General features: G+C 54.6%; 12 protein-coding genes. 1 reads left to right on the forward strand and 11 read right to left on the reverse strand.

Annotated elements, in window-relative coordinates; all coding sequences use genetic code 11:
• Nucleotides 1-77 precede the first annotated feature (77 nt).
• From Poly51_RS16345 to cobA, 4 genes are all read right to left on the reverse strand, one after another.
• Nucleotides 78-1,295, reverse strand: a complete 1,218-nt coding sequence (locus tag Poly51_RS16345; RefSeq protein ID WP_146458856.1) for a molybdopterin molybdotransferase MoeA — start codon at nt 1,293-1,295, stop codon at nt 78-80.
• Nucleotides 1,285-1,848: a molybdenum cofactor guanylyltransferase gene (mobA, locus tag Poly51_RS16350; protein ID WP_146458857.1), complete on the reverse strand. Its 564-nt coding sequence runs from the start codon at nt 1,846-1,848 to the stop codon at nt 1,285-1,287. The genes Poly51_RS16345 and mobA overlap by 11 nt, the downstream gene beginning before the upstream one ends.
• Nucleotides 1,845-2,159: a carboxymuconolactone decarboxylase family protein gene (locus Poly51_RS16355; RefSeq protein ID WP_186775602.1), complete on the reverse strand. Its 315-nt coding sequence runs from the start codon at nt 2,157-2,159 to the stop codon at nt 1,845-1,847. The genes mobA and Poly51_RS16355 overlap by 4 nt, the downstream gene beginning before the upstream one ends.
• Nucleotides 2,160-2,238: 79 nt before the next feature.
• Nucleotides 2,239-3,777, reverse strand: a complete 1,539-nt coding sequence (gene cobA, locus Poly51_RS16360; RefSeq protein WP_146458858.1) for a uroporphyrinogen-III C-methyltransferase — start codon at nt 3,775-3,777, stop codon at nt 2,239-2,241.
• A 121-nt stretch (nt 3,778-3,898) separates the two neighbouring features.
• Here cobA and rpsT point away from each other — a divergent pair, with 121 nt between their 5' ends.
• Nucleotides 3,899-4,165, forward strand: a complete 267-nt coding sequence (gene rpsT, locus Poly51_RS16365; RefSeq protein ID WP_146458859.1) for a 30S ribosomal protein S20 — start codon at nt 3,899-3,901, stop codon at nt 4,163-4,165.
• Nucleotides 4,166-4,296: 131 nt separating this feature from the next.
• Here the strand turns inward: rpsT and Poly51_RS16370 are convergent, their stop codons facing one another.
• The 7 genes from Poly51_RS16370 to Poly51_RS31330 form a co-directional block, all read right to left on the reverse strand.
• Entirely contained in the window at nt 4,297-5,781 is a 1,485-nt protein-coding gene (locus Poly51_RS16370; protein ID WP_246114557.1) for a sulfatase family protein, read from the reverse strand.
• A 61-nt stretch (nt 5,782-5,842) separates the two neighbouring features.
• The gene (locus tag Poly51_RS16375; RefSeq protein ID WP_146458861.1) at nt 5,843-7,492 is read right to left on the reverse strand and encodes a DUF5060 domain-containing protein; all 1,650 of its coding nucleotides are present in this window, start codon (nt 7,490-7,492) and stop codon (nt 5,843-5,845) included.
• Nucleotides 7,493-7,544: 52 nt separating this feature from the next.
• Nucleotides 7,545-8,987, reverse strand: coding sequence for a sulfatase-like hydrolase/transferase (locus tag Poly51_RS16380; protein WP_146458862.1), 1,443 nt, complete (start codon nt 8,985-8,987; stop codon nt 7,545-7,547).
• Nucleotides 8,988-9,049: 62 nt separating this feature from the next.
• Nucleotides 9,050-11,392, reverse strand: a complete 2,343-nt coding sequence (locus Poly51_RS16385; protein ID WP_146458863.1) for a beta-agarase — start codon at nt 11,390-11,392, stop codon at nt 9,050-9,052.
• Between the two features lie 62 nt (nt 11,393-11,454).
• Nucleotides 11,455-13,200: an arylsulfatase gene (locus tag Poly51_RS16390; RefSeq protein WP_146458864.1), complete on the reverse strand. Its 1,746-nt coding sequence runs from the start codon at nt 13,198-13,200 to the stop codon at nt 11,455-11,457.
• A 9-nt stretch (nt 13,201-13,209) separates the two neighbouring features.
• Complete coding sequence (locus Poly51_RS16395; protein WP_146459207.1) at nt 13,210-15,486, reverse strand: sulfatase-like hydrolase/transferase; 2,277 nt, start codon at nt 15,484-15,486, stop codon at nt 13,210-13,212.
• Between the two features lie 318 nt (nt 15,487-15,804).
• Nucleotides 15,805-18,414, reverse strand: coding sequence for a glycoside hydrolase family protein (locus tag Poly51_RS31330; RefSeq protein WP_246114558.1), 2,610 nt, complete (start codon nt 18,412-18,414; stop codon nt 15,805-15,807).
• Nucleotides 18,415-18,444: the final 30 nt, after the last annotated feature.

Consider the following 18,444-nt stretch of genomic DNA (forward strand, 5'->3'; position numbering starts at 1 on the left):
ACTCAGCCCTGCGTCCGCATTGGGAACCCTGCCGGTCATTGCCAACCGTCGGCGTGCTCGCACCGCAACGATCAAGTCTACCACGGGTAAAACGGCCACGGCACGTCGGTGTGGCTATCGGTGTTATTCGGGGAAACTTCGACGAAACCGTCGCTCTGTGACATCGAAACCAAATCACCGGAACCTTGGCTGTCAATCACTTCGGCAGTTCCATGGTCGGTCAATCGTACCAAACGCATCCAATGCATCGGCAAGGTTTTATCGCCGGGATTGGCAAGACGAACGACGGCCTGTCGAGGCAACCAACTTGTTTGTCCGCTTTTCTTTGCGATCAACGGCAATGCCATCCGTCGACAGCCGATCGTCGCGCTAACGGGATTCCCCGGCAAACCGAGTATCAATTTCCCATCGTTCGTCGCGGCACCAAGGATCGGCTTGCCCGGCCGGATCGGCAATCCGTGAAAGACGATATCGCCACCCACCTCGCGAACCACATCTGGCACGTAGTCGTAGTCACCCATCGATACACCACCAGTCATCAAGATGACATCGCAAGTTTTTAAGGTGGCCGCGATCGCGTCAGCGAGTGCCGATTTTTGATCGCCACAATGATCGCTGGAAACGTGTTCGATCCAGGGTTTCTGCGCCAGCAACCCGCCGAGCGCAAATTGATTGCTGTTTTGCAGTTGCCAAGGCTGGGGTCGATCCTTCAAGAATATTCCCACCTCGTCGCCCGTCGTGATCACACCAACTTTAACGGGCATGAAAAAGTCGCTGCCGAAGCAACTGAAATTGATCGCCACGGCACGATCGGCGGCAGTCATTTGCTTGCCTGCTGCGATGACCTGGCTACCCGCGGCAGCGTTCTCGCCAGCGCGACGGATATTTTCCCCAAGCGAAGTCTGCAATGCCACATCGCGAAACGTGATGACTCCACCGCTTTCGATGGTATCTTCCCGCTTGACGACGGCTTCGGCGCCCTTGGGAATGATCGCGCCGGTGAAGATCTGGACGACGCCTTCTGCAGGCATCGATGGTGGCGGCGATCCCGGCACGGCTTGCCCAGCGACTTTCACCGGTGCATCGCCTTGCAAATGGCCGATACGGATAGCGTAGCCGTCCATCGCGGAAACGTCGGCTGCTGGACTGTCGCGATCAGCGACCACGGGTTCGGCGAACACACGTCCACCACCGCAGGTCGTGGCGAGACTTTTTTCGATCCCCACGATCGATAGTTTTTCCGCGATCGCTCGCAGCGCATCGTCGGGATGGTCGAATGCAAACTTACCGGCCATGGTCTTCCAGATCTTCGGGAGTGTTGATATTGCGACAGCGGGTTCGATCCACGGCAACCGTTTGGATCATCGCTGGGTCGCGTTTAAAATATCGAAACAGACTACGGTCTTCGCTTTCGGTCAATCGCTCGATCGTTTCTAGTAGGGTGACCGGATAGATCCCGACGAGAGGTTCCATGCGTTCCGAAATGGCAAGGGTGGTTTTATTCGATTCCAGCCATGCAGACTTCAGTGACAGCAAGTCTGCGACCGTCAATTCGGGAACGTCGACCGGAGTGAAGAAGCAGGCCGCGAAATCGTGCTCAGATGCATATTCTAGTGACTCGGCGATACCAACAACGGGACCACGATGTGCGACCGGATCAGCGATGGAAACGATGCCTGGTAACTTCGCATCACCACTGATGATGACTTGGTCACAAAGACATCCGAGTCGATCGATGGCATGCTTCAAGAACGTGCCGCCATCGGCCCGTCGCAGCGAAGACTTGTCGCGCCCCATTCGCGCCGACCGGCCACCGCAAAGCACAACGCCCAACAACCGGCCCGTCATGCTTCATACTTTGTCAGCACATCTTCGACCCAAGACCGGGCTCGCATCATGGTTGGAAATCCAATCGTTGGCGCCGAAACGACGGCGACGTGTCGAAGCTCGGCCGGTGTACACCCTGCCTCGAGTGCCTTGCGACAATGCGAGTGCGCGGCGCCTTCGAGCCCAGACCCGATCGAAACCGCCAACTTGACCAACGCGACTTCGCGTTCCGATAGCGGTCCCGCTTCTTTGGCTGCTTTGCCAAACGCTTCGTAGGCTTGCATCAACTCTGGATAAGACTGATGCATTTGCTTGTAAGGTTTCGGGATCATGGATGATTCCTGAATACTCGGATGGAGGACGAAACAGGTCGGGGGGAACCCGTGAGGCTCTGACACGCGTTGATTTCTTTTAGCTGGACACCGAATCATCGTCGCAACTATTTTTTCTAAACGGATGACCTTGCACGATCAGGTCGATCATCGAATCGATGGTGTGGGGATTCGCTTCGGCGGCCACAACATGACCGAGGTCTCGCAACGTTCCCGATGTGACCGGTGAAAGGCTAACCAACTTGCATTGGTGCAAAGACTCGCCAAACATGCGATGCAAGTTTGCCGCGCTGGCGCTGCTGGTGACGGTAACCCAATCAACTTCACCGGCATCGACGCGAGCGGCAAGCTTTGAATCGACCGAGGTGATGTCTCGATTTTGGTACGCCGCTATTTCGGTAACCACGGCACCCGCCATGGTCAATCGATCGGGCAGCACATCTCGGCCTCGATCGGCGCGGACGATCAAGACGCGCTTGCCCGACACTTCGCCTGCCAATTCGGTGGCCAATGACTCGGCACGAAAGTCGGTGGGGACGATGTCGGCAATCAAGTGATAGTCAGCCAAAGACGATGCCGTTTTTGCGCCTGCGACCGCGATGCGAATCCCGGCTAGCGCCCGCAAGTCGAGGCCAAGCTGAATCATCCTGTCTAGAAAAAATTGAACGCCGTTGTGGCTACAGAACACCACATAGTCGAAGCCATCCAGTTGCCCGACCACCGAGTCCGTCGCAGTCCAGTCATCGGGAGCGGCGATTTCAATGGCCGGTTGAACGATCACTTCGGCGCCCCATTCTCTTAGTGAGGCGGCCATCGATTCGGATTGTCCGATGGGCCGAGTGACCATCACGGTTTGCCCGAACAGCGGACGACGAGACACCCAATCCATCGATTCGGCCAATCGAGTCACCGGTCCAATGATGATGATCACTGGCGGCCGGAACTTGCTGGCAGGAGTCAATCGATCGGCAACCTCGTCCAGACGACAATGGATCGTCTGCTGGTCTGGCAAACTGCAACGCCGGACCAGAGCGACGGGCGTATCGGCCGGTTTGCCGGCGGCGATCAGCGATCCGGACCAGACCTCTGCCGTGGTGACGCCCATGTAGACCACTAGCGTGCCTGGGAAACGGGCCAAAGCGTCCCAGTCGAGGGCCGACTGAGTCTTTTCGGGCTCCTCGTGGCCGGTGACCAGGGCAACCGCGGAAGCTAGGCCACGGTGGGTGACCGGGATACCAGCGAAAGACCCCGCCGCCAAGGCTGCTGTGATTCCAGGGACGATTTCGAACTCGATTCTCGCGTCCCGCAGGGCGTCCACTTCCTCGGCCGTTCGGGCAAATACGGCCGGATCGCCGCCTTTCAATCGGGCCACGATGCGTCCGGCTCGGGCGTGAGCCAACATTTCATCGATAATCTCGGATTGCTTCCAAATCCGTGTTTGGCCGTGTTTTCCGACGCTAATGTGCTCTGCACGGGCCGCGTGGGCCAGCAAATCGGGATTGCTAAGGCCGTCGTACAGCACGACATCGCACCGCCGCAGCAATTCGGCACCGCGCAGCGTCAATAGCCCGGGATCGCCGGGGCCGGCACCGATCAAATAGACTTTTCCTTGGCTCATAGACACCTATTCTGCGCTTTTTTGGGTGACTCTGGACAGGAGGCCAATCGATTGGCATACTACGCAGCCCTAAGAACCACGTTTCACCTTAAACATTGACGCATCGCCGCGTCCCCAAGACATGCCAAACACCGCGAGCGCGAAAAAACGACTTCGCCAAAACGAAAAACTCCGCATCAGCAACCGTGCCAAGCGAAGCACCCTGCGTGGCCAACTTCGTCGCGTCCGTGACGCTGTGAAGGCTGGCGACAGCGATGCTGCTCAAGCCGAGTTGCGAATCGCTCAGAAGAGGATCGACCAAGCCGCTGCGAAGAACCTGCTGCACCAAAACACAGCCGATCGCACCAAGCGCCGTCTCAACAAAATCGTCAAGGCAATCGCCAAGTAGTCGATCGCCAAGAAATCAAAGAACGAAGCCACCGGCGGATCCCCGCAGTGGCTTTTTTCGTGCGCTGACGAGACTCTGGTTCCAGGCATCCCGCTAATGCCCTGCATCCCGCCAATGCCCTGACGCTGCCGTTATTTTTTCGCTCTCAATGTTGCAACATTCTTCTCGGACGGCGGTATCAAGCGATCAAACAACGTCCCGTAAGGCGTATAGCCGTTGTAGGGAACAACGTTTTCCTTCCATCGCTTCAGTTCGGCATCGTACCGATCTCGCATCTTTGCCAAAGACGAACTGGCTTTTGGATCGGTGGCGAGGTTGGTCATCTCTAGCGGGTCACCAACCAGATCGAAAAATTCTTCGGTAGGTTCCATCTTCGCATCGCCGTACCACCAATAGGTGTACTTCGATTGCTTCGTCATGACGCTAAGGCTGTGCGTGGGAGCTTTGTCAAACGTATTGATGAAAGCAAGCTGATCACGGACATCCACACTCGGATCGTCCAGCAGCGGTCGCAGGCTGACGCCATCCATGTTGCCGGGGATCGCCACTCCCGCCAACTCCAAAATCGTCGGCGCGAAGTCGATGTTTCCCGTCAGCGAGGCACTTCGAATTTGCTTACCCGCCGATGGGCTTCGCGGATCGTAGATCATTAGCGGCACGCGCGACGACTCTTCCATCGGCAACACCTTCGACCCGTATCCATGGGCGCCGCAAATGTAGCCGTTGTCGCTGGTATAGAAGATGACCGTATTGTCGGCGATGCCTTGCTTGGTCAATTCGTCTCGAATCATTCCAACAGCGACGTCGATGGCGTAGACCTGCTGATAGTACTTTGCCATTTCACCGTCATAGTCGGTGTCGTATTTCCACTCGGTGAATCGCGGATACTGACGGCCCTGCTTGCTCTGCATCGAAAGATGCTCGCCCGCCTCGCGACCGAAATTAGCGGGCTTGGTAAATTTCTTTCCCGCGTAAACATGATCGAACGACGGATCGGGAGTGGCCGGCTTGTGCGGAGCCTTGAAACTGATCGAAAGGCAAAGCGGCTTATCTTGCTTCACCGCTTCGCGAATGGCGTCTTGCCCAAACGCGCCGTAGGACAACGTGGAATGCGGGTATTGCTTGGCGTATTTGGACATCGACTTGTTTCGCTTGGTTGCGTAATCAGTCTGGCCCGGACCTCCGCCCCACAAGTCAAAGTCGTCCGCGCACAGCCCGCGGCCTTCGACGACGATCCCAAACTTCCCCGCAAAGGCGGTCATGTATCCGGCCTTTCGCAACAGCACCGGGTACGAGTTTTGCCACACCTCGGGCTTCATGTTGCCGTGGCTGAAATTCGTCCCCGTCTTGTACTCGTACATCCCGGTGAACACGTTCGCACGACTGGCCATGCAGATCGCCGTCGTGTTGTAGTGCCGATCAAAGACGACTCCATCACGGGCCAACTGATCCATGTTGGGCGTCTGGACCTCGTCGTTTCCATAGCATCCGACCGAGCTGATATTCTGGTCATCGGCAAACAAGAAGATGATGTTCGGCTGCTCGGCGATGGCGGTTGTACGAACCAGAAAAGCCAGAGCAAAGGCAACAACGACTATCGGTTTGGTGAATGGCATCATGACGATTCAGAATGGGGGACCTTCGAACGAAAAAACGCGTTCTGCTATCTCCGATAGTTTACTCGACCTGCACGGTGGGCTGAAATTTTAAGACGAGAATCCTAAATCCTTCACCGATCGGTACTTCGAACGCCGGCCATTGAACAATCTCTTTGTCGACGGGATTGTCGTAGGTTCCGTCGAACGGATTGAACCACGTTCCTCTCATGGTACGGCCCATTAGTTCTTTAGGAAGCTTGATCCCGATGAAATCGCATTCCTTAGGAACATAGTAGACATAGAGCTGATCACCATTGTGTAAACAGAATCCGGCATTGCTCATTTTGTCGCCGGCTTTTAAGCGACCGACATCGTACTTGTCGACAAAGGCACGCATGTGGCGATAGTAATCCAGTCTTGGCCGATCCTCGGGCGCAAGCGATTCGATGTCGGCGATGATCGCGTTCCATGCCGCTCCCTGCCAATAATGCGTCGGGTAGGTTCCGGCAAACACGCACTGCCACGCTCGTTCCAAACAAACCTCGGGGGAAGTGTAGTTACCTGTGAAAACCACGTACGGCCCTTTCTCGTACCCGCCATGCTCGATGTTAAGAATCGGCTTTCCCGGGATCCTTTCACAAACGTTTCGCATGACGCTGTACAGTTCCGAACTCCACAACTGAACCGAGACGAAGTCGACGTTCTCTTGAAATCGATTGCAGTAGCTGTAGTCGTGAACCGTGATCAGACGTTTGAATGCGTCGCCCTGCCTAAGCCGCTCGATTCGCTGGTGGATATAGTTCACATCAGTGTGACCATATCCAAGTGCCTCTTTCGAGACATCCCAAACGATGTTGGGATACGCTTGGTACCGTCGCACGACGTAGTCAAAGTAACGATTGTCCGCGTCGGAGTTCGCCGCCGGCCAATTCACCTCTTTGTTCCAAACGTAGATCATCAGGTGGGCGACGATTCCCTTTTGATCCAGATACTCGATGACGCGATCCAGGCGTTTGAAATAGTCGACATTGATCTGTGAATGGTCAGGCGAATTGTTGTTGCCGCCAAACGGGAAAACCTTCGGGTGGCCGTACTCATGCTCGGGTCGCAGTCGCTCGTCCTTTTTCCAATTCACGTCGTACGCGAACACATTCATCACGATTTGATTGAACCCGTCCTTGGCAAGCGAATCGACGAACGAGCGTGTGTTGGGGATGTCGGTTGCATTTTCCGCATCCAAAGCAAACAGCCAATCACACTCGAATGCGATCGGGTAGTAGCTTGTGCCGTTTTCATACCGAAATTGACGGGCTGCGTTCGGATCAATGACGACTCCACCATTGCGGCCTTGCTGAGCCGCAGCGACATCGATGCCTCCGGTTTTTCCGTCCAATTCGCCAACGTCGGAATGGGTCACGTAACTCCATCTGCCAGCGAACGATGATGTGAATCGAATCACATAGTCCTTGTTCCCGTCAAAGAAACCAGGCACTTCCAATCGGTCACCCGAATCGTTCGTGAATGTCGCCGAAAACTTGACGTCGACAGGTTGGCTGGCAACCGTTTCGACTTGGAAGCCGATGTCGATGACTTCCCACTGATGAGCCGATGCGACTTCACCTGTGCGATGCTGGACCGTTTCCACCGCACTCGCCACGCTGTTGATGAAAGTAAGTGCAAACGGAACAACGACGAAAGCTAAGAGCGATCGAAAATGGTGAAGTCTCATAGTGCTTATGTTCTTCGGATGGATTGCGTGGATCGGTAACGATCGAAAAATACTATTTGAACGTGGGGACCGGGGTCGGCGAGTACCCTTCGGCGGTCGCCTGCCCTGGAATCGAGTCGATGAAAAATTGATCACGATGTTGGTGGTATTGATGGTAGTTGCCGATTCGACTGGCTACATTCGCTTTGTCCCAAGATAGCCAATGGTTGCGAAGTTGATCCGCCAACGCTCGTTCCTCGGTGACACGATTGTTCTTTTCAGATGCGTCGGCTGGCAAATGAAACAGCTCCGATTTGCCACCCGCCTTGTCGGCGACATGTTTGGTTCGCTTCCTATCCAAAATCGACCAACGAACCCCACCTTCTCGCCAGTACAAAAACTCATGTGCGAAGTTATCGCTTGACTGATCGAGCAACGGGATCAAGTTGGCCCCTTCCATCAAACTGGCCGGTTGAGATTCATTGCCAGCCACCGCTACCGCCGTTGCGGCGATATCCAATGAGATAACAGGCTTATGATAGACAGTGCCTGGCTTGATCTTTGCCGGCCACGAAGCAATGAACGGAACGTGGACACCGCCATCGTAGAGGTTCCCCTTTCCACCGCGGAACGGCGCATTCGAAGATCCATTCCATTTTCCCGGTTCCGATTGGGTCGGTTGCGGACCACCGTTGTCACTTAAAAAGAAGACCAGGGTGTTTTCGCGTAAGCTATTTTTCTCCAGTGCGGTGAGAACCTGTCCGATCCCCGCGTCCATCACATCGACCATCGCGGCATATCGTCGGCGCTTTCCATCTTGGATGCTCGAATATTTAGCAATCGCCTCGGCCGGTGCTTGCAACGGTGCGTGCGGCGCGTTGAAGGCGAGGTAAAGAAAGAAGGGTGCGTCCTTACTTGAACTGACAAAATCGGCGGCATCGATGCTGAGCGCCGTCGTCAAATACCCTTCGAACTCTGCCGGCTTTCCGTTTCGTTCCAGCGCCTGCGTGTAACCTTCCTTCACGGGATCACGAAGGTCGATTTTAAAATAGTCATGGCCTCCACCGAGGAATCCGTAAAAATAGTCAAAGCCTCGCTTGTTGGGATGAAAGGGAGCGGCCGCACCGAGGTGCCACTTGCCAATCACGCCTGTTCGATATCCGGCCTTCTGCAGACGCTTGGGGAAAAGCGTCACGCTTGGATCAATCCCCAAGTAAGGATTGCTGGGGTCGTACGCCGGATTGGTCTCGAAACCGAAACGCTGCTGATATCGACCGGATAGCAATCCCGCGCGACTGGGACCACAGTACGGGTGCGTCACGTAGCCGCTGGTGAAAGTCACTCCGGAAGCAGCCAACGCATCCAGATTGGGCGTCTGAATGTCGGTGGCGCCAGTAAACCCGGCGTCCGCGTATCCCATGTCGTCTGCCATGATCAGAACGATGTTCGGCAGTTCGTCGGCAAGACAATTTCCGATGCTGAGCAGCAAAATCAATGATGCGAAGAAAGACTTCATTGGCGAGATATCCTTTGTTGTGCTGGGCGAAAAAGCTGCAGAAGGCAAACGGGCAGTCCGCCCTACGGCAGCTTCCGATGGGTAACGATCTGAACAGACGTGATGGTCGCACCGTCTTGCGCCGTGATCATGATCTGGTTGGTACTACGCAGAGTCGATGGTGATAGCGGTGCATCCAACGGAGCGAAGAACTCACTGAATTCGCCGGCGTCACCCAAGTCCACGGTGATGGGCGTTTCATTGACCTTCACATCAAGCGGCTCGGTGACGCCTCCACCGCGATGGATGCCAACAATCAGCTTGGCGAAACGGATTGATTTCGGATCGTCGATCCTGACTTGAAACGATGAAGGTCCGCTTGCCGTCGCAACGGCGGTTTCGGAAGCGTAAATCCGATCCAACTGCAACGTGCCAGACGTCTCGATCGGCTTTGGCAATCCAATTCGAATGACAGTCGTTTCATTCACGTCAACTGGAACGGCCGCCACGTCGACGGAATGTTCTGGCGCGAAAACCACCTCGCCGCCCGAGTAGTTCAAGCGAGTCTGCATCACACCGGTCGCACTGACTTTGGCCGCTAAATCGGACAAGTCGATCGCAATCTGACGACCACCCATGTTGGTCACTGCAAGCGAAATGCGGCTTCCATCATGCACGGCAACAACATCCAACCAATCCCGATCAAAGGCAACCGGTAACCGGCGGCCATCAAAGTCTTTCCAAAGATCGAAGTAATGGGCGATCGTCGTCGGCTCAAAGTCTTCGAACGATCGATGCCGCTCTCGATCCTCTTTCGGCGCAAAAGCGGCGTCACCGCTGTTGGGATTCCAAGCCATGTGCAAGAAGATAAAAGGCACGAACATCTCGATCTGGTCTGGCCGTTGCATCGACTTGGTCAAGTAAGCGTTCCACGCATAAAGCCGTAACCAATTGTCCGACGGTTGGCGTCCGTTTTGCAGCGATCCAGTTTCCGTTATCAAAATCGGCAACACGTTGTCGACGCGGTGCATCTCGGCACGCAGCATGTCCAAGATCGCCTCGTACCGACCGAGCAAGTAGTTGGAGTACCCGAGCCCACGCCGCTCGTGAGCCCCCAACATCAATGCGTTTTCGTAAAAGCGGTGCGAAAAGAAGTCGAGCTTTCCGCGAGTCTCTTTGATGAATCGAGCCTGATTCTGGTACAGCCCGAAGTCGCCTGCTTGAAGCTGCATGTAGGCCGATGAGGGTCCACCGACTTTGACTTCGGGGGCAACCGAATGAACGGCGTCGGCAACGCGATTGTGGAAATCGGCCAAGAGGCCCCAGCCATCAATGCCTTGCTTTTCCTGCCAATGGTGTGCCCACTCGGACTGGACACTGCTTTCGTTCTTCACTTCCCACCAAGCCGCCGTCGATCCGCCGTCCTTGATCTGATCGACAACGTACGCGGCCGCAAGTTCCGCAGCATCATCAAAACGCTCGACTCGCGGCGTCCCACGACCCACCAAGGGAACCGACATGAACTCGGGCCAATCATTGAAACACATCGCGTAGGGTTCATGCTGCCACGCTGGAATCGTTTTGCGTTGACGCTCGCCCGCGTCATATCGATCAAAGAAGGTCAGGTCAGCGGCACCCGGCTTGTCCTTTTGTTCTTGAAGCGTTTCGGCATCCTTCTTCCAACCGCGTGTGAGGGCGGGATTGAATTTGAACGCACCTCGACCCGGCAAAAAATTGTGATCCGATGCCCATTGCTCGAACGACTGGTCAACCACCCCCGGCGTCTCATGCATCCGAAACCATCGATCTCGCTGCAATTCGGATGTTCCGCCAATCGACAGTTCATGATCTGTGTCAACGTTGACCACGACTCGCTCGCGAGGAAACTCGGAACCCAGGTCGCGAAATGGAATGGTATCAAAATCTGGTGAAATAGCGTTCTGAGCGAAAAAGACGAGGTCATCAATTCGACAAACCGAGTCCTTGTCTTTCATCAAAAACCGGATTTTCATTCGCTGGGGTGGTTCATCGCTGTTCGGAATCGAAGGCATCTGCACACGATAAAAGTCTTTCACCTGCACACTACGCGGAGGTGCGACGTCGGGTGAAAACGGAAAGACGTGAACTTCTTTGATTCGATCTAAGTCTGCACCATGAAATCCGAAGTGGCGAAACAGTCCAGCAACTCGCTCGGTTCCCTCGGGAAGCTCAATCTCGTCGCGATCATGGATTTGCTGGGTTTGCTCCAAGATCGTCAATTCCTTGAGACCACGGCCTCGACCGTTTCCTTGGTAGACCGTTTTTCGACTTTCGGCAAACGTGTCAAAGAGATAGTCATGGATGGCCTTTTGCTTTTCACCTTCTGCGCTGATGGTCACAGCATCCGTCGAATGCTGGGCGATCGACCGCGAGGCGGAAATAGGCAAAAAAACTCCGCAGAGCATTGCGACTGCTATTCGGATTTGTCGTACATTCATCGCCAGAGTCTTCATCGGGGTTGGTCTAACTTTTCCATCAATTGGATATCAGCAAAGTAGGCGCCACGTCGTGTGCTGGTTCTATCGTCCGACAACCAACTCTGTAGCAACGCATTGCCAGCGGGCAATTCAACATCAAACAATACGGAAGTGTCATCAGAATTGATCGACTGCGCCGCGTCGATGTCACCGATGCGAATCCTCGCGTTTGTTGCACCCATCGGGGCGGGCGCGTCCGTGGGGAATCGTGACAAACGTACTTGGTAGCGGCCGGCTCGGACGACATTCACGGCCCAGAATCCGTTGATCTCAAGTAAATCGTCGCCGAGTTGCTCCTGTTTCCATATCACGTTTCCATCGGTCGGGTGCCAATCGCGAACCGTCAATCGTGTCGGGTTTTCTTCAGCCACCCCGATCTGAAATCGTTCGTAATCAACATCGTCTGCAAACACATCGGCGAAGTATTCTTCATATTTAGATCGCATATCGGCGACCACGTTGGGATGCTGTGCAGAAAGGTCTGTCGATTGCCCTGGGTCGTTGTCGATATCGTAGATCTCGCCGTCAACCATTCGCCACTTCTCGGAAAGCATCGCATAGTGAGGATACTGGCCACGTCCTTTCACGGATGCTTCAAGTGCCGGCCGATCACTTTGTCGTTCGACAAACATCGTGCGATCTGGCCAATCATCCACAGTGCCCTCCAACAAGGGTGCGAGACTCTGGCCATCGAAGCGTTTCAGGTTCACGGCATCCAAATTGCACCAATCGATCAGCGTCGGTAGCCAATCACGACACGAGGTCAACGCGTGGATCTTGCGTCCCGCTTGCAGTCTCGCCGGCCAACGCACAAAGCAGGCGACGCGATGCCCTCCTTCGTAAACTGACCCCTTCTTTCCTCGCATTCCCGCGTTGTGTCCGTCATCCGGAAACCGACCATTGGCCCCTTCCGCAGTGCCGTTGTCGCCCATGAAGATCACGATCGTTTCGTCGGCGACCTTTCGTGACTCAAGAAGGTCCAACAGGCGGCCAAGGTTTTCATCAAAGTTGATGATCTGGCCGAAGAACTTTGAACGGTTTTCAGAATGGCCTTCTGCCCTGAAAGGAACCGAGTATTTTTCAGCGACCGTGTGCGGGCCGTGCATCGCGTTGAGCGGCAAGTACACAAAGAAAGGCTGCTCGGATGGCTCGGAGATCATCCTCTCGCACTCTGCGAAAAAGACATCTGTGCAGTATCCGAGGATCTTTTCCGGTTTTCCATTTCGGTAGTACGTGTCATCGAAATAGTCGTTGCCGATCGGGTTACCGATTTCATCAATCCCGCCGGCAAGATGCCGAACAACATTTTGAAAGCCGCGAAACCGTGGCGCGTAGGGCCACGTATCACCGAGGTGCCATTTGCCGAACATGCCCGTTCGATAACCGACTCCGGCAAACAAATCGGCCATGGTCGCTTCATCGGCGCTCAACAATTGCCGACCCTCGGTCACCGCCCATGCACCCACACGCGAAGAATACCGCCCCGTCATCAACGCTGCACGAGTCGGTGTGCAAACGGGATCGACGTGATAGTCTTCAAGCTGAGCACCTTCGGCGGCGAGGCGGTCCAAACTAGGCGTTTTCAACCATGGGTTTCCATGACACGACATGTCACCGTACCCCTGATCATCGGTAACAATCAGGATCACGTTGGGACGATCAGCCCCTGCGGCGAAGCCACAGAACAGCAGCCCAAAGACTGAAGTCAAACGTTGCATGAAACCTTCCTAGGGCTGAATCGAAAAGACCTGCAAATTATCGAAGTCAATGGTTGAACCGTTGACTGTCATTCCAAACTTACTCTTCGTTGGATGGCTGATCCCCGAAGATTCAAAATGCACGACAGACTTGCCGTCGATTGAGACAGCCAAGGTGTCGCCCTGCAATTGAATTCTGGCGTGATGCCAGTCGGGTCCTTTCAAGGAAACCGGTGCCGACGCCTGGGTCGCAGCAAGGGTCGCTTCTAAGGCAGCTTTTCCTTCCTCCGAAAGATTCTTGTCTTGACGTTGTTTTCGCACTTCCAAGTTCATCGAACCGGACTTGTCATCACTGACGGAAACCATCTTGGGCGAGATTGAAACGCGGCAAATGTGACCAGAGTGCACCGATTTTTCATTCTGATCATCCAGGACGAAGTTGAAATGGGATCCACCGTTGAACCGAAAGTCAAACTCAATATCAATGTCCTTGAAATTCATGGGTTTGCGAATCACCGCACCATGGTCGTCGTTGGTTTGTCGCCCATAGAGCACGCCGTCGCGAATTGTCCACGCGCCGTCGGTCCCACGCGCTATGGTGTACTGCTCGCCCGGACGCGTACGGCCATCGAACTTGTCTGCGAACAGTAGCTTGCGTTCACCGGCGTTACTGGACGCATTCGGTTCAGTGCGAACACTTGTATCGACCGTCTTAACTGGCTTTGGAATATGCTTAGGCTTTACCGCAGTCGCTAGCAAATCGACGCCTGGTGCGTCGTGCTCATTCGCATGCAAGTTGAATTGTGGCAGCACGGCACGCAATGTGTCGCGTTCATTTCGATGATCATCGCTGACGACGTTCCAGTCTTTGATCTCAGGGAAACTGATCAAGTCGTCGGGTTCAGCCGAAACGTCCCACCATTTCCCTTTGCCGTCCTTCATGACAAGATCGCCACGGATGATTTGGTCCGCACCGTTGTACCCGTAGATCCAATCGCGATGCTTGGTTTTGTCGGTAAACAAGAACGGAACAAAACTGTCACCGTTGACCTCATAGTCGCTAGGAATCTTCGTGCCCGTCAGATCGGCGATCGTGGGTAGCATATCGGCCATGCTCACCAACACATCTTGGCGGCCGTGCTTGGTCATGCCGGGTGCCAAAATGATCAATGGAACATGTGTACCTTTCTGGCGATCCGAACTGCTCTTTCCGTAACCGCTGGTTCCGTTGTCGGCACAGAAGATCATCACGGTGTTGTCCGCGATCCCCAATTCCTGCAACTTGTTTCGGTAGAGCCAGATCTGATAGTCGAGATAATTGACGTGGTTGTGGATCCCTGGTTCCGTGACGGTTCCGTGAACGTCGTAAACGCCTTTGTCGCCCGTGACATGGGAGTCAGTTCGCGTGTATCCCTTGCCATCCCATTTCACGACCGGAGTTCCCGGCCACTTTGATGGGGATTCCGGATTCAACCAGTCAAATGCATCGTGACCGAGGTGCGACGTATGGTAGACGAAAAACGGTTTGCCATCCGCTTGCTGACGATCCATGAAATCAAAGATAAAGTCCAACTCGACATCCGGTCCGTAGGTGTTCAGACCGAAGGTCTTCTTTGACTCTGCGGTATTGGGCCACCACTGGAATCCGTTGAGTTTGCCCGCATGCTTCATCAGCCGAACATGCGGATTCCAGTACCAACCGTGTTGAAGATAGGTATCAATCGGTTGGTCGGTATCCGAATTGAAAAGGTGCTTCTTACCGTCAACTTTCTTCTCGTACATCTTGAAATCGGTGAACGGGTTGTCGGTATCGGCGAGTTCGCCGGGCGTGAAGCAACCCTGGTCGAAGCCAAACTCACGAAGGTCACCCGCCATCTGCGTTTTTCCTGCCCAGTACGTTGCGTAACCGGCTTGCTGGGCCACATGTCCGATCAAGCGAGGCGAACTTTTATACAGCGGCCAAGTGACCGATTTGCCATTGGCGTCGATGTAACGACCTTTATCCTTGTTGTTCCACCATTTGTGTAAGTGAGCGTAGCGGCCCGTCATCATCATCGCGCGACTGGGCGAACAGACGACCGATGCCCAAGCGGTCTTAACCCAGCAACCTTCCGCCGCCATCTGATCGATTGCCGGAGTCTGTGCACGCAAAGCAACTTCCGAAGTGTTTCCGCCGGAGGGTGGACTCCAAACGGACGATCCATACAGCGGCAACTCACGTGCACTAATATCGTCAGCAAATACCAGAATGATATTAGGACGCTCAATTGCGTAGGTTTGTGAGGCGATTGCTGCGAAGGCAACCATCGCTGAACCGACGCCGAATTTGACGAGAGACAATTTTCTACCGGAGGGTCGAGGGACAGACGCCAGAGTCGATGACGTCGGGCAATTTTTTTGCCGTGGTTTAGATACGCATAGAATGGAGTCTTGCAACTGTTTTACATTTCGCAAAACTATTCCCAAACAACACCGCGATTTCTTATTTGAGTTACCACAAAACTGCGATGGCCACGCCGATCACTGCTTCGGTTGAATTGCTATTTGCGTCTGTTTCCCGGCAGGCAGGTAGTGGTGAACCAGACAACGGGCGAGACTGACGCGGCAATGGCATTCGGTGCGCTATCATTTCGCGTCCGTCGAGTCGTTTTTTGGGATTCGCAATGGTATTTGAACATTGAACGAGTGTGTCTTTTCTTGGGTCTCTTCGGCAGCGCAAAACAGAACGGTCGGCACTCCGTTTTCGAGCCATAGCTGCGGTCGTTCCAGACGGTGAAAGGACTGCTCGGTCCCTTCGGCCCAAGTCAACTTGCGTTGCAAAACCCAGGGATTTGTCGCGACTTCCCAGTCTAGTCCATCCAACGACGTGAACAGCGCAAGCGAGTCCTCGCCCGTTCCGTTGAAGTGGCCTTTGTGATCGTTCACAATCGCCCAGCAGCGGTCTCCGTCGGCCCAAACGAAAGGATCCTCGGCCGGAAACTTCACGCCCGGTGCCGTGAACAGCGGTTTCATTCGTTTCTTGAACGGTCCCGTAGGAGACATCGAAGTCGCCGCGAGGTGAACGACGGGACCACCAAACGGAAGCTGCCCCTTCGTTCCCACCGCCTTGTAAATGAAGACAAACGTTCCGTCAGAGCGTCGTAGAATCGAAGGGTTGCTGGTCATTAACTCATCATCCGCGCCTGGCTCAGGTGTCACATCAATCAGTGGCTTGTCAAAACGTCTCCAAGGCCCAGCCGGATGATCGGCAACTGCAACTCCGATGCGCTGGTGGTTGCGGTGGATCGGATTGAGTTTCTGTGTAGCGTTGCCGTCGCCAAAATTTCCCATGTAGTACAAATAGTACTTGCCATCAAACGCGTGCACCGTCGGGTTGTGGGTACACATCCCATCCCAGAACTGTGCACCTCGCGCAGGAAGCGCAACGTCGACATGTCGATAGGGCCCCAGTGGATGGTCGGAAACCGCGTGAGCAATTTCGGAATGCGTCACCCAAGCATTGTGCCCGAGTTCACGCGGCCATCGGCTATACAACAAGTGGCATTTGCCATCGGTGTCTCGCACCATGCTGGCGCCCCAAATGTAGAAGCCTTCGTCAATGAACTTGGCCGAAGCGGGAACCGGTCGGATCATAGACTTGAAATCCAGCGTCGCGGCGCCGATGGGGCCCTTCGTCGCGGTCGTATTCGATGGCGTCCTTCGCCAGATTTGGACATCGTCAACGTCGGCGGTTTTCAGAACAAGCAGACGCAACAAGGATTTTGTGGGGTGAGCATAGCCGCTCGAATGATGGCTTCCGGCTGGCTTTCCGTCGATCTCCACAGACACTTCGTCACCGGCAACATGAACCATCACCTCATGCCACTGTTTCAATTTCAACCGAATTGGGAACTGTTTCTTTCTCGTAGCCAATTCTGCGCGTTGCTCGCGCGTCATCGACTGTGCGTTCAACAACGCACGCATTTTTAGATCCATGACACCAGTTTTTCGGTCCTCGACCACCAATGCGTTCTCGCGAAGGTCGACATCAAAAAGATGCCCCGCGTGGACCGACTTGCATGCTAAGTCAGCGAAGTTCAGCTTCAGACTGTCACCAGCTTCGTTCAACCTGAATCGCATACCAATGCTGCCGTCTTCAAAAGCAAATGCATGGCGAACCGACGTCGCGTGGTTGGCGACCGCGTGAGTGAAAATGTGCATCGATCCGTCACGCAAATCAACTTGTTTGTGACCGGCCGCGGTCGTATCGCTGCTGGTCGTCCAAGCGTTCCCAGGCTCGTCCTTCTCGTCTTGCGATTCGGATCGTTCAAAGTGATCCTCGAAGATCAGGTCACCCAAGTGTTTGGGGCCAGCGTTGGATCGTGTCACTGTGTTCATCCATGCCCGAATCTTGTTCCGATACTCGCTCGGCTTGAACGCCCACCGGTCGGTATGAGAGGACTTTGCAAGTTCGTTGGGGAAAGGACCGAGAATTTCTTCCGTATCCACGTATCCAAACGTGAAAGGGGTCGCATCAGCTACCGTGGATCGAACGAATTGCTCGGTCGCGTGACTGCTGCCGTTCTGGCTGACCCAGTAAGGCCGATTGCGCACGCGAGCCAGTCGCTTGGTTGATTCGCTTCGGTACTGTTCCAGTGGCGATCCCCATGCAGTGCTCCACTCCTTCACACCATCGAAATGATCGTGCGCTATGAAGGCCGTCCACAGACTTGCAATCTCGTCATCGCGCAACCCGAGATAGTTGACACCTATGGCGCCTCGCGAAAACCCGCAAAGAAATACGGCATTCGGATCCGCATTAAATTGCCGGATGATTCTTGGGACGTTTCGCTTGGCATATTCAACGGTCGCTTCCTCATCGCCCCACCACGTCACCTGGTTACCATCGCCGGCTTCGTTTACGTACGGCAGAGAAACCCAAATGTACTTACCATCCGAAAGACCAAACCCGAGTGAAGCATCTTCGGGCCTTCCCGTCGAACCACTCTGCGGAAAATAGTTCCCCGTGTACTCAAAGATGATTGGCAGTGATTCGCCGTTCGGTTTCCACTCGATCGGCAGATAAAGCGTGTGAAACACTCCTGTGCCAGAGTACTCGGGCGGATTCACGGCAACGCGTTTGCCAGCCGCTGGCGCACCATCGGTTAGCTCGGGTAGCGAGAGCGTCTCGTTCGAATCAGTGCTAAGTTGAAATCCGTTAGCAATGGCTGACGGCATACAAAGGCAAGTCGCCATCAAAACAATTCGCTGAATTAAAATAGAACT

The sequence above is a fragment of the Rubripirellula tenax genome, from assembly GCF_007860125.1.
In the GTDB taxonomy this organism is placed as follows: domain Bacteria; phylum Planctomycetota; class Planctomycetia; order Pirellulales; family Pirellulaceae; genus Rubripirellula; species Rubripirellula tenax.